Genomic DNA, 12787 nt, shown 5'->3' on the forward strand with positions numbered 1-12787 from the left:
CGTCGTCCTTGGTGGCGACGGAAGGAGAGCCCGTGCGCTGGAGAAAGAGCTTCGAGGGGTTGGACACCCTCGTGGCCGAACGGGGCAACGCCCTGCTCGCTACGGCTGTGTTGCTGACCGGCACCCGTCCCGCCGCCGAGGACCTGCTACAGGCGGGGTTGGAGCGGCTGATGCGGCACTGGAACCGGGTGCACGGCGACAAGGAGGCGTACCTGCGCCGCGCGATGTACCACCTCGCGGTCGACCAGTGGCGCAGCCGCAGGCGACGGCCGGAGGTCCTGGCCAATGTGGAGCCGCCGGGCACGGCAGACGGTACGGACGTGCTGGACCTTCGACAGGCACTTCTCCAGGCGCTGGCCACGCTACCGCCCCGGCAGCGAGCGGTGCTGGTACTGCGCTACTGGGAGCAGGTCAGCGAAGCGGAAGCCGCCGAGATGCTCGGCTGCTCGATCGGCACCGTCAAATCCACCGCCTCGCGGGGGTTGTCCCGCCTCCGCGAGGTCATGACTGCCTGGGCGGTCGAAGACACCCCGGTTCGGAATGGAGCAGGAAGATGACCACTGACATCGAAGAGCAGTTGATCGCGGGTATGCACCAGGAGACTGCCGGCGTCACGCTGACCTCGGACGTCGTCGGCGCGGCGAGGCGGCGCCACCAACGTCGGACGGTTCTGCTGCGGGCGACGTACGCCATGGGCGTGCTGGGCCTGGCCGGGGTGACCGCGGCGGTGCTGACGGTCGGCGGGAACGGACAGCCGGGGCCGACGGCGGGGCCGCCACCGGCCACCAGCGCCGCGGCGCCACAGTTGAAGCTGGTCGCGGCGGTAGCGGCCAGCGAGAACATCAGCTACCGGATGCGACTGGCCACCGGCGACCAGTCGGGGCGGGTCGGCCTGACCTACGAGGGGGCGTTCGACCCGGGAACCAGGACCGGGTACGTCCGTTCGCCGCAGGACGACTCGGTGATGACCGAGCTGCTGATCAACGGCACGAGGTACATCGGCGGGGAACCGCCGCTGGGCGAGTTGCCGCCCGACAAGGGACCCGGTGAGAAGTACGGCCGCTATGGCCAGTACCCGGGCAAGCACGACCGGTTGTCCCTCTACGGCGATGCGGACACCGTCCTGGGTGCCGCGTCACCCGACCCGGCGGCGCTGTTCGCGGCACTGAAGAGCGCGAACGCGACCATCAGCGAAACCCCGGACGGCAGACTGCACTTCGAGTACGCCACGCAGTCCAGGGACGGCTCGACCACCACGTCCGGCGACGTCACCCGGGATGCCGAGGGCCGGATCGGAAAGGTGGCCCTCACCGGTACGTGGCAGTCGACGGCGAAGGGCCGGCTCGACACCGGAACCTTCACCGCGACCCTGGAGCTGTTCGACTACGGCGTCGAGGTGAAGGTGGAGCGCCCGACCGACGTGGTCATGGCCAGGTAGGTCGGCCTCGCCCGACCGCTGTCGTGGTCGTACGCATCCCATCGCTGAGCTGCCGGGGACCGGAGAGGTCCCGGGCAGCTCGGTCTTTCCCGCCGACTCGAACTTGCCCACCGGCTCGAACTTTCCCACCGACTCGAAGAAACAAGCAGGCTTGACTGTTTGTTTCTGGGCGGGCAGGCTGAGCGGGTGTCCGGCACACCGACCCGTACGCCACAGCGGGAGCGCAGCCGCGCCACCCAGGCCCGGGTACTGGAAGCCACCGTGGACTGCCTGCTGGAACGGGGTTGGTCCGGCACCACGACCACCGTCGTCGCCGCTCGCGCCGGAGTGTCCCGGGGCGCCCAACTGCACCACTACCCGACCAAGTCGGCCCTGGTGATGGCGGCGGTCGAGCACCTCGCCGAACGCCGGGCAGCGGAGATCCGCGCCGAGGCGGCCACCCTGCCGGCCGGTCCCGAACGGCTCGACCAGGTGATCGACATGCTGGCCACGGCGTTCACCGGTCCGCTCTTCGTCGCCGCGCTGGAACTGTGGGTCGCCGGGCGTACCGATCCGGAACTGCGGAACGCGCTCGTGCCGCTGGAGGCCCGGGTCGGCCGCGAGATGCACCGGCTCACCGTCGACCTGCTCGACGCCGACGAACGGCGGCCCGGGGTACGCGAAACCATCCAGGCCACCCTCGACCTGTTACGCGGGCTCGGCGTCGCCAACCTGCTCTCCGACGACTCCGCCCGGCGTACCGTCCTGCTCGGTACCTGGAAACGGCAGCTCGCCGCGATCCTGGCCGCCGTACCCACGCCCTCGACCAGCACCGACTGAACGGGCGCCACCGCCACCGCACCACCAGCCGCGCAAGGAGCCTCGCATGGTCGACCTCGACAGTCTGCTGACGGATCTGGCCGCCGAGTCGGACGACCTGGATGCGCTGGTCACCGAGCTGCCCGAGGCGGACTGGGCCCGACCCACCCCGGCTGAAGGCTGGACCATCGCGCACCAGATCGCGCACCTGGCCTGGACCGACCACGTCGCCCTGCTGGCCGCGACCGACGTCGACGGCTTCGCCGAATCCATCCAGCACGCCGCCACCGACCCGTACGGCTTCATCGACCGGGGTACGGCGGAGTTCCTGGCCCCCGTACCGGAACTGCTGACCCGGTGGCGGTCCGGACGGACCGCCCTGGCCCACGCGCTCTCCGGCATCCCGGCCGGGATCAAACTTCCCTGGTACGGCACCCGGATGTCCGCCGCCTCGATGGCCACCGCGCGGATCATGGAAACCTGGGCACACGGCGAGGACGTCGCCGACGCGCTCGGCCGCACCCGTACGCCGACCGACCGGCTCCGGCACATCGCGTACCTCGGCTCCCGTACCGTCGGGCACAGCTTCGCCGCCCACGGACGCCCGTTCCCCGACGCACCGGTCCGGATCGAGTTGCGCGGGCCCGACGGCGACGACTGGACCTTCGGCCCGGCCGACGCGGTCAACCGGGTCTCCGGGCCGGCACTGGACTTCTGCCTCCTGGTCACCCAGCGGCGACACCGCGCCGACCTGGCCCTCGTCGCCGTCGGCCCGGTCGCCGACGAGTGGCTCGACATCGCGCAGATCTTCGCCGGCCCGCCCGGCACCGGCCGCGAGCCCGGCGCCGGACGCCACGAACCCGGGGGCAGTCAGGAGCCCGGTGGCGGGATCGTCGCCGAACCTGGCGGCCCGCGATGACCGAACCAGGCCCCGGTAGCACCCCGGACATGCTCCGGATCGGCAACGCCTCCGGCTTCTACGGCGACCGGTTCACCGCCTGGCGGGAGATGCTCGACGGCGGCGACCTCGACGTGCTGACCGGCGACTACCTGGCCGAGTTGACGATGCTGATCCTCGGCCGGGACCTGCGCCGCGACCCGTCCCTCGGCTACGCGAAGACGTTCCTGCGGCAGATGGAGTCCTGCCTCGGCACCGCACTCGACCGGCGGGTGAAGATCGTGACGAACGCGGGCGGGCTCAACCCGGCCGGGCTGTCCGCCGCGCTGCGTACGCTCGGCGACCGACTCGGGGTGCCGGTCCGGATCGGGTACGTCGACGGCGACGCACTACCCCGTCCGGACGCGTTGACCGCGAACGCCTACCTCGGGGCGTACGGGATCGCCGCCTGCCTCTCCGGTGGCGCGGACATCGTCGTCACCGGTCGGGTCACCGACGCCTCGCTGGTCGTCGGCCCCGGAATCGCCCACTTCGGCTGGCAGCGCACCGACCTCGACCCGCTCGCCGGGGCAACGGTCGTCGGCCACCTGCTCGAATGCGGCGCCCAGGTCACCGGCGGCAACTTCAGTTTCTTCACGGAACTGCCGGACGGCGGGCGCCGGCCCGGCTTTCCGATCGCCGAGTTGCGGGCCGACGGGTCGGCCGTACTGACGAAGCATCCGGGCACCGGCGGCGCGGTGAGCACCGAGACCGTCACCGCACAACTGCTGTACGAGGTCGGCGGCCCCGGCTACCTCGGCCCGGACGTGGTGAGCCGGCTCGACTCGGTGACCCTCACCCCGGACGGCCCCGACCGGGTACGCGTCAGCGGCGTGACCGGCACACCTCCACCGCCCACCCTCAAGGTCGGCGTGACCCGGCTCGGCGGGTTCCGCAACTCGATGACGTTCGTACTCTGTGGACTGGACATCGAGGCGAAGGCGGCGCTGGTCCGGGCCCAGCTCATCGACTCGGTCGGCGCGGACGGGCTGGAGTTCATCCTCGCCCGTACCGACCACGCCGACGCGGCCGACACCGAGGCGGCGAGCGCGCTGCTGCACGTACACCTGCGGGACGGTGACCCGAAGCGGGCCGGACGGGCGTTCTCGGCCGCCGCCGTCGAACTGGCCCTGGCCTCCTACCCCGGCTGCACCCTGACCACACCGCCCGGCGACGCCGTCCCGTACGGGGTGTTCGGCGCCGACGAGGTGCCACAGGACGCGGTCCGGCAGGTTGCCGTCCTGCCCTCCGGGGAGTGCGTCGACATTCCGTCGCCGAGGATCATGCAGCACCAGCCGGCATCCGGCTCCGATTCCGATTCCGATTCCGATTCCGTCGGCCAGACGGCCACCTCGTCCAGTGCCAACCGGCCGACCCGGCGAGCGGCACTCGGCGAGGTCGTCGGAGCGCGGTCGGGCGACAAGGGCGGCGACGCCAACCTCGGCGTCTGGGCCCGCTCGGCCGCCGGGTACGACTGGCTGCGCGAATGGTTGACCACCGGGCGGCTACGCGTACTCCTGCCCGAGACCGCCGACCTTCCGATCGATCGGTACGAGCTGCCCAACCTCCGGGCGGTCAACTTCGTCCTGCACGGCCTGCTCGGCCAGGGCGTGGCGGCGTCGACCCGGTTCGACCCGCAGGCGAAGGCGCTCGGCGAGCTGCTGCGTTCCCGAATCGTCGACCTGCCCGCCGACCTGGCCACATGAACGACATCATCGCGAAGGGCAGAGGGATCTGATCGTGAGCGTGCTACGCACCGCCGTCGATCCGGCCGGTCCGGCGTACCAGGAGAACCGGGCGGCGATGCTGGCCCGGCTCGCCGACCTCGAGACGGCGTTGGACGCCGCCCGGGGCGGTGGCGGGGAGAAGTACGTGGCCCGGCACCACGCCCGGGGCAAACTGCTGCCCCGGGAACGGATCGAGCTGCTGCTCGACCGGGACGCCCCGTTCCTGGAACTCTCCCCGGTCGCCGGCTGGGGCACCGACTTCCCGACCGGCGCCAGCGTCGTCACCGGAATCGGAGTGGTCGAGGGCGTCGAGTGCGTGATCGTCGCCAACGACCCGACGGTACGCGGCGGCGCGGTCAACCCGTACTCGTTGAAGAAGACCCAGCGGGCCGGCGAGATCGCGTACTCGAACCGGATGCCGATGATCAACCTGGTCGAGTCCGGCGGGGCGGACCTGGCCAGCCAGTCGGAGATCTTCATCCCCGGCGGCCGGGTGTTCCGGGACCTGACCCGGCTCTCCGCGGCCGGGATCCCGACCGTCTCGGTGGTGTTCGGCACGGCGACGGCCGGTGGGGCGTACGTGCCGGGCATGTCCGACTACACGATCATGGTCCGGGACCGGGCCAAGGTCTTCCTGGCCGGACCGCCCCTGGTCAAGATGGCGACCGGCGAGGACGCCGACGACGAGTCACTCGGCGGCGCGGCCATGCACGCCGGCACCTCCGGACTGGCCGACTTCCTCGCCGCCGACGAGCGCGACGGCCTGCGGCTGGCCCGGCAGTGCGTACGCCGGCTGAACTGGCACAAGCACGGCCCACCACCCCGAACCGCCCTGCCCACTGCACCGAAATACGATCCCGAGGAGCTGCTCGGGATCCCCGGCACCGACCTGCGGGTGCCGTTCGACCCCCGCGAGGTGCTGGCCCGAATCCTGGACGGCTCCGAGTTCGACGAGTTCAAGCCCGGCTACGGAACCGCCCTGGTGACCGGCTGGGCGGAACTGCACGGCTATCCGGTCGGCGTACTGGCGAACGCCCGGGGAGTGCTCTTCTCCGAGGAGGCCCAGAAGGCGGCCCAGTTCATCCAACTCGCCAACAACGCCGGCACGCCGCTCCTCTTCCTCCAGAACACCACCGGCTACATGGTCGGCACCGACTACGAGCAACGCGGCATCATCAAGCACGGCGCCCTGATGATCAACGCCGTCTCGAACTCGACGGTGCCGCACCTGACCGTCAACCTCGGCGCGTCGTACGGGGCCGGCAACTACGGCATGTGCGGGCGGGCGTACGACCCACGGTTCCTCTTCACCTGGCCGAACGCCAAATCCGCCGTGATGGGGCCGGCACAGCTCGCCGGAGTGCTGTCGATCGTCGCCCGGCAGGCCGCCGAGGCGAAGGGACGCCCGTACGACGCCGACTCCGACACGGCAATGCGGATGATGGTGGAGCAGCAGGTCGAGTCGGAGTCGGGCGCGCTCTTCCTCTCCGGACGCCTCTTCGACGACGGTGTCATCGACCCCCGGGACACCCGTACCGTCCTCGGGCTCTGCCTCTCCGCGGTCCACAATGCACCCGTCGCCGGCACCGCCGGCTTCGGCGTCTTCCGAATGTGACAGGTAAGGAAGGGCCCCTTCTTATCGTTTTCTGTAGAAGAAGGGCCCCCTCCTAACACCTCAAGGATGGAGGGACGGATGATCCGCAGACTGCTGGTGGCGAACCGGGGCGAGATCGCCCGCCGGGTCATCGCCACCTGCCGGGCGTACGGCATCGAGACCGTCGCCGTCTACGCCGATCCGGACGCCGGATCCCCGTACGTGGCCGAGGCCGATGTGGCGGTACGCCTGCCGGGCGCCGCGCCGGCCGACACGTACCTCCGGGTCGACCTGCTCGTCGCGGCGGCCGTCCGGGCCGGGGCCGACGCGGTGCACCCCGGCTACGGCTTCCTCGCCGAACACGCCGGATTCGCCGAGGCCGTCGTCGACGCCGGACTCACCTGGGTCGGCCCGCCCGCCAAGGCGATCGCGGCGATGGGCGACAAGATCGCGGCGAAGGCGCTACTCGCCGACGCCGGGGTGCCGATGCTGCCGACGTACACCGATCCGGACCGGGTCGACGCGTTTCCGGTACTGGTCAAGGCGGCGGCGGGTGGCGGCGGACGCGGGATGCGGATCGTCCGGGCCCCGGACGAACTGGCCGAGGCGATGGCATCGGCCCGGCGGGAGGCCGCGGCGGCGTTCGGCGACGGCACGGTCTTCGTCGAGCGGTACGTCGAGCGGGCCCGGCACATCGAGGTGCAGGTCCTCGCCGACGCGCACGGCACGGTGCTCTCCTTCGGCGAGCGCGAGTGTTCGATCCAGCGTCGGCACCAGAAGATCATCGAGGAGGCTCCGTCGGCGGCGGTCACCCCGGAACTGCGGGCCGCGCTGACCTCTGCGGCGGTGGCCGCGACCCGGGCCGTCGGCTACCTGGGGGCGGGCACGGTCGAGTTCGTGGTCACCCCGTCCGGCGAGTTCTACTTCCTGGAGATGAACACCCGGCTCCAGGTCGAGCACGCCGTCACCGAGTGCGTCACCGGCACCGACCTGGTCGGGCTGCAACTGCTGGTCGCCGAGGGCGGCGCGCTTCCGGCGACGGCCCCGCCGGTGTCCGGGCACGCGATCGAGGTACGGCTCTGTGCCGAGGACCCGGCCGCCGACTGGCTGCCGGCCACCGGCACGCTGCACCGGTTCGCCGTACCGGGGGTGAGCACCGAGTTCCGCCCCGGCACCGGTGACGGTTCCGGGCTGCGGCTGGACGCCGGGGTGCGGGACGGGTCCGTCGTCGGGGTGCACTACGACTCCATGGTCGCCAAACTGATCGCCTGGGCGCCGACCCGGGCCGAGGCCGGCCGGTTGCTCGGGACCGCCCTCGGCAGGGCCCGGCTGCACGGCGTGACGACCAACCGGGATCTGCTGGTCCGGGTGCTGCGCCATCCGGCGTACCGGGCCGGCGAGATCGACACCGGATTCCTCGACCGGCATCCGGAGGTCTTCGCTCCCCTCGTCTCCCCCGACGGGGTCCGGCTGTCCTGCCTGGCCGCCGCGCTGGCCGGCGCCGCCGCCCGCCGGACCGCCGCGCCGGTGCTGGCCTCGCTGCCGTCCGGCTGGCGCAACGTGCCGACCGGGCCACAGACCATCGGGTACGACTGCCCGTCCGGCCCGGTCGAGATCGGCTACCGGCTCGGCCGCTCCGGCGAACTGGTCACCTGGTGGGTCCGGCCCCGACCGGCCGGGGAGGCGCAGTCCGTCGAGCCCGACCCGGTCGACCTGCCGTCGGTGACGATCGTCCGGGCGGAGCCGTCCCGCACGGTGCTGGAGGTCGACGGCGTACGACTCGACTTCGCCGTCCACCAGGTCGGCGGAACCTCCTTCGTGGACGGGCCCGAGGGTGCCGTTCCGCTCACCGAGCTTCCCCAGTTCCCGGAGCCCGTACCGGAGGTGGCCGAGGGTTCGTTGCTGGCGCCGCTGCCCGGCACGGTCAACCGGGTGCACGTCGTCGCCGGTCAACGGGTCGGTGCCGGCGAGCTGCTGCTCACGCTGGAGGCGATGAAGCTCGAACACGCCGTCCACGCTCCGGTGGCGGGCGTGGTCGCGGAGCTGCCGATCACCGACGGAACCCAGGTGGATACCGGCGCCGTACTGGCCGTCCTCACGCCCGGGTAGCCCGGTTCCGAGCCACGAAGCACTCCCCGGACACCCATCTCCCCGTGGAAGGCGCCCTCATGGACTTCGACCTCACCCCCGAGCAGCAGCAGCTCCGGGACGCCGTCGCGTCCCTGGGGCGGCGTTACGGCCACGGATACTTCGTCGCCAAGGCGAAGTCCGGCGGACACACCACCGAGCTGTGGGACGAGGCCGGCCGGCTCGGCTACCTCGGCGTCAACATCCCGGCCGGGTACGGCGGTGGCGGCGGCGGAATCACCGAACTCGCCATCGTCTGCGAGGAACTGGCAGCGGCCGGCTGCCCGCTGCTGCTGCTCGTGGTCTCGCCGGCGATCGCGGCGACGGTGATCGGCCGGCACGGCACCGAGGCGCAGCGCCACCGCTTCCTGCCGGGCTTCGCCGACGGGTCGATGAAGATGGTCTTCGCGATCACCGAACCCGAGGCGGGCTCGAACTTCCACCGCCTCGGCACAGTCGCCCGCCGGGACGGGGACGGTTGGATCCTCTCCGGCCGCAAGTGCTTCATCTCCGGGGTGGACGAGGCACCGTACGTCCTGGTGGTCGCCCGGGTCGCCGACGACGAGCCGAACGCCTCCGGCAGCTCCGGCAGGTCGGGCAGGTCCGGCAGCTCCGGCGGCACGGACAGGTCCGACGCCGCCGACCGGCTCAAGCCGGCGTTGTTCATCGTTCCGACGGACGCACCCGGGCTGACCCGGTCGAAACTGGACATGGAGATCGTGTCTCCGGAGAACCAGTGGCTGCTCTACCTCGACGACGTCCGGCTGCCCGCCGACGCGCTGCTCGGCAGCGACACCGGGGCGGACTACCGGAGCGGGCTGGCCGCCGGGCTACCCGCGCTCTTCGCCGGGCTGAACCCGGAGCGGATCACCGTTGCGGCGATGGCCGCCGGCACCGCCCGGTACGCCATCGAGCGCGCCTCCACCTACACCGCGAGCCGGCAGGTCTGGGGCCGCCCGATCGGCGCCCACCAGGGCGTGTCGCATCCGCTGGCGCACGCCGCCGTACAGGTGGAACTCGCCCGGCTGATGATCGCCAAGGCCGCCACCCTGTACGACGCCGGCCGGGACGCGGAGGCCGGGGTGGCCGCCAACCTGGCCAAGTACGCCTCGGCCGAGGCGGCGGCGTTGGCCGTGGACACCGCCATCCAGGTGCACGGCGGCAACGGCATGACGACGGAGTACGGCGTCGCCACCCTGCTCGGCGCGGTACGGGCCGGCCGGATCGCACCGGTCAGTCGGGAGATGATCCTCAACTTCGTCGCCCAGCACGTCCTGCGCCAGCCGAAGGCCTACTGACGGCGGCCTACTGACGGCGGCCGGTGTACGGGTCAGCGCGCGGCGGACGACGTCGCCCGGCACGCCGCGTCGACCCGGGTGACCGGGCGTACCCGCCGGCCCATCCCCTCCAGCAGCGAATCCTCCACGTGGAAGTCCCGGACCCGGAGCCGGTAGCGGGGCAGCTCGCCCTCGGTCGGGCAGAGCACCTGCGCCTCGACCTGGTCGGCCGGCACGTACCGCACCCCGCCGCGCTCCTCGAGGATCACGGTGCTGACGTCGTCCACCGTGATCACGTGACCCCGGATGTCCTCGGTACCGTCGGCGCCGGCGTCGGAATCGGCCCGGACCGTGGTGACGGTCAGCGGCAGTACCGGGGTGGTGATCACCGGTAGGGATGCCCAGCACAGCATCGCCAGCACGGCCAGCTGGACCGTCATGGCCAGCGGACGCGCGACGATCGGGGGGATCGGTCCGGGAACGAGGAGCGCCAGCACCGGCGGAGCCGCGATCACCAGCACCGCGAACGTCTCCCGCTGTTGCCACGCGTCCCAGAGGGTCGGCAACATCAGGTACGCGTAGCCCGCCAGCAGCCCGCCGAGCACCAGCAGCCGGGGAACGCGTCGCTCGTCCAGCCGGTCCGGGCTGAACTGGAACGCGGCGGCGAGCGCCGGCAGCAGCAACGGCAGGTAGAGGATCGGCCAGGTGGCGAGCGCCACGGCGAAGCCGGCGGCGACCAGCCAGTTCGGGGCGATCACCCGCCAACGTGCGAAGAGCGGCGGGTGCCGTCCGATCCAGGATGTCGGCGCGGCCGTGGAACTGGCCGCCAGCACCGCCCCGATGGCGAAGATCGCCACGAGGCCGGCAGAGGCCAGCCGGGCCGCCGTGGTGACCAGCGCCGCGGCCAGGTTGACCGGGTTCACGTTCGCGACGAGCAGCAGCGTCGTCTGCAGCTCACCGCCCGCCTCCACGCCCAGCCGGAGGACCGAGAAGATCGCCGGCACCCCGACCACCAGCGTCCAGAAGGACTGGCTGGCCCGGGACCTCCGCTCGGTGAGGTCCGGCACCCGGTCCCCGGCCCGGAAAGTCGTCGACTCCCGGCCGGGCAGGGTCATACCGGTGCCTTGTCGTCGAAGTCCACCAACTCCGGAACGTTGAGCGGCGGCGGCTGCTCCCGCTCGCCGTCGAGCCAGGGACCCAGGTTCTGGTGGTACGCGGTCAGCCACGGGCTGGTCTTGCCGCTGCGCCCGGCCAGATAACTCTGGTGCAGGAAGTACGCGATCAGGTCCCGAAGGGCGGGGTCGCTGATCGGTACTCCCACTCCGAGTTGTTCGCTGGTGCCGAACGGCAGGTCGACGATCTCGAACTCGGTCGGGTACATCGAGCGGAACCCGGCCAGGATCGTCTCGTCCGAACTCACGGCGTCGTACAGGTTCTTCCTGTTCCGCATGCCGTCGACGCAGTCCCGGACATTCTTCACCACCAGCGTCTTGATCCCGTGCTTCTCGAGTTCCGCCTCGGTGGTCGAGCCGCCGCCGACACAGACCCGGTAGTTCGGGTTGCGCAGGTCCTCGATGGTCCGGATCTTGCTCTTCAGGGCGACCGGGACCATCACCTCCTGGGTGGTGACGAAGTACGGGCCGGCGAAGCTGACCAGCTTCTGCCGCTCCTCGGTGATGGAGAAGCTGGACACGACGATGTCGACCTGACCACTCTGGAGCGCGGGGATCCGGTCCTCGGTGGCGAGGTGGACGAACTGGATGGCGCTCTCACCCTCGTACCCGAGGGATGCCGCGATGTACCGGGCGATGTCGATGTCGAAGCCGACCAGTTTGTTGTTCTCCAGCACTCCCATCAGCGGCTCGTAGGTGGCCACCCCGATCCGCAGCTTGCTCTGGCCGAAGATGTGCGTCTGCTCGAGTTTCTCCTGGACCGATGGGAGATCCGGCTCCCGCTGGCTGTCGCAGCCGGCGCCGGCCGCGAGCAGCAGGGTGAGCACGACCGCCGTGGTCGTGGCGAGCAATCGGACACGTCCTCGGAGCGATGCGTTGATCATCGGCGGCCACCGGTCTGAAGGGCGAGATGCGGAAGCCCAGGGTAGCCGGCGGAGTCCATTCTGGTGATTGGGCGATCGGGATGCTCCACCGCGGCGGAGGCCTTCCACGGACCCCGCCCACCCGTGGCCGCGGCGGTCGGGCGCCTCGTCGCGGTCAGTTGGCGGGAAGGGTGGGCCCGGTGAGCTGGTCGACGCCCTTGCCGGCCAGGCAGCGGAACGTCCGGTTGGCCGGACCGGCCGCACCGGTGCTCGGCGACGGCGGCAACACCTCGAACCGCCAGTCGTCGGTATCGATCAATGTCGTGGTCAGCCGGAAGACGTTCGTGTTGCAGATCCCGCGCACCGTGGCGTCCTGTTTCACCGCCCCGTGATCGGTCGCGTCGACGTCGAGTGGCAGGTCGCCTTCGGCGTACGACTCCCAGGTGTGCCGGCCGGAACAGGAGAGTCGCTGGGCCTCCGCCTGGGTCTTCCTGACCCGGACCGGGCCGAAACACTCCAGCTCGACCGGACACCGGGCGCCACCGGGCAGCGCCACCAGGCAACCGCGCAGCGCGCCGCCACCGGGAAAGATCCGGGTGGCGGAGGTGGTGGCCGGTGCGGTGGTGCCACGGCTGCCGCTCTGCGACGGGGCCGGCAGTCCACGGGTCGCCGCGTACCAGGAGCCGCCCGCGATCGTGGCGACCAGGACGATCGCGCCCAGCCCGCCGAGGAACCAGAACAGCGAACGGCGACGGCTGGGGCGCGGGCGTGACCGTGCCAGCGGGCTGCGTTGCAGCGGGTGAGCAGCGTGTCGGGGTGGTCGGGCCCGAGCTCGGTCTTCTGCAGTGCGGACA

At 71.5% G+C, this 12787-nt stretch carries 10 protein-coding genes and 1 pseudogene; 8 read left to right on the plus strand and 3 right to left on the minus strand.

Annotated elements, in window-relative coordinates:
• Positions 1–32 precede the first annotated feature (32 nt).
• The 8 genes from I0C86_RS12220 to I0C86_RS12255 all read left to right on the plus strand — a co-directional run bounded on the left by I0C86_RS12220 (position 33) and on the right by I0C86_RS12255 (position 9919).
• Positions 33–557: a SigE family RNA polymerase sigma factor gene (locus I0C86_RS12220; RefSeq protein WP_323373602.1), complete on the plus strand. Its 525-nt coding sequence runs from the start codon at positions 33–35 to the stop codon at positions 555–557.
• A complete protein-coding gene (locus tag I0C86_RS12225; RefSeq protein ID WP_196201339.1) occupies positions 554–1438 on the plus strand; it encodes a hypothetical protein in 885 nt (294 codons plus the stop codon). The genes I0C86_RS12220 and I0C86_RS12225 overlap by 4 nt, the downstream gene beginning before the upstream one ends.
• Positions 1439–1624: 186 nt before the next feature.
• Complete coding sequence (locus I0C86_RS12230) at positions 1625–2257, plus strand: TetR/AcrR family transcriptional regulator (RefSeq protein ID WP_196201340.1); 633 nt, start codon at positions 1625–1627, stop codon at positions 2255–2257.
• Positions 2258–2303: 46 nt separating this feature from the next.
• Positions 2304–3155, plus strand: a complete 852-nt coding sequence (locus I0C86_RS12235; protein ID WP_196201341.1) for a TIGR03084 family metal-binding protein — start codon at positions 2304–2306, stop codon at positions 3153–3155.
• Entirely contained in the window at positions 3152–4879 is a 1728-nt protein-coding gene (locus I0C86_RS12240) for an acyclic terpene utilization AtuA family protein (RefSeq protein ID WP_230394026.1), read from the plus strand. The genes I0C86_RS12235 and I0C86_RS12240 overlap by 4 nt, the downstream gene beginning before the upstream one ends.
• Before the next feature lie 97 nt (positions 4880–4976).
• Positions 4977–6515, plus strand: coding sequence for an acyl-CoA carboxylase subunit beta (locus I0C86_RS12245; protein WP_407676301.1), 1539 nt, complete (start codon positions 4977–4979; stop codon positions 6513–6515).
• Between the two features lie 78 nt (positions 6516–6593).
• Positions 6594–8603, plus strand: coding sequence for an ATP-binding protein (locus I0C86_RS12250; RefSeq protein ID WP_196201343.1), 2010 nt, complete (start codon positions 6594–6596; stop codon positions 8601–8603).
• 59 nt (positions 8604–8662) lie between these two features.
• Complete coding sequence (locus tag I0C86_RS12255; RefSeq protein WP_196201344.1) at positions 8663–9919, plus strand: acyl-CoA dehydrogenase family protein; 1257 nt, start codon at positions 8663–8665, stop codon at positions 9917–9919.
• A gap of 32 nt (positions 9920–9951) precedes the next feature.
• On the opposite strand, the gene I0C86_RS12260 is transcribed toward I0C86_RS12255, so the two are convergent.
• The 3 genes and pseudogenes from I0C86_RS12260 to I0C86_RS12270 all read right to left on the minus strand — a co-directional run.
• On the minus strand, positions 9952–11013 hold the full coding sequence (locus tag I0C86_RS12260) for a hypothetical protein (protein WP_196201345.1): 1062 nt from the start codon (positions 11011–11013) through the stop codon (positions 9952–9954).
• On the minus strand, positions 11010–11921 hold the full coding sequence (locus I0C86_RS12265; protein ID WP_230394027.1) for a transporter substrate-binding domain-containing protein: 912 nt from the start codon (positions 11919–11921) through the stop codon (positions 11010–11012). Before I0C86_RS12265 ends, I0C86_RS12260 begins: the two co-directional genes overlap by 4 nt.
• 187 nt (positions 11922–12108) lie before the next feature.
• Positions 12109–12787, minus strand: a pseudogene (locus tag I0C86_RS12270) (hypothetical protein); the annotation flags it as partial.

It is taken from the genome of Plantactinospora alkalitolerans (assembly GCF_015690345.1).
Taxonomy (GTDB): domain Bacteria; phylum Actinomycetota; class Actinomycetes; order Mycobacteriales; family Micromonosporaceae; genus Plantactinospora; species Plantactinospora alkalitolerans.

What these genes read in the sequence shown, in the direction of transcription:
- I0C86_RS12240 (WP_230394026.1), top strand. Translation starts at nt 3,152, where the DNA reads ATGACCGAACCAGGCCCCGGTAGCACCCCGGACATGCTCCGGATCGGC.
- I0C86_RS12260 (WP_196201345.1), bottom strand. Translation starts at nt 11,013, where the DNA reads ATGACCCTGCCCGGCCGGGAGTCGACGACTTTCCGGGCCGGGGACCGG.
- I0C86_RS12225 (WP_196201339.1), top strand. Translation starts at nt 554, where the DNA reads ATGACCACTGACATCGAAGAGCAGTTGATCGCGGGTATGCACCAGGAG.
- I0C86_RS12250 (WP_196201343.1), top strand. Translation starts at nt 6,594, where the DNA reads ATGATCCGCAGACTGCTGGTGGCGAACCGGGGCGAGATCGCCCGCCGG.
- I0C86_RS12255 (WP_196201344.1), top strand. Translation starts at nt 8,663, where the DNA reads ATGGACTTCGACCTCACCCCCGAGCAGCAGCAGCTCCGGGACGCCGTC.
- I0C86_RS12245 (WP_407676301.1), top strand. Translation starts at nt 4,977, where the DNA reads ATGCTGGCCCGGCTCGCCGACCTCGAGACGGCGTTGGACGCCGCCCGG.
- I0C86_RS12235 (WP_196201341.1), top strand. Translation starts at nt 2,304, where the DNA reads ATGGTCGACCTCGACAGTCTGCTGACGGATCTGGCCGCCGAGTCGGAC.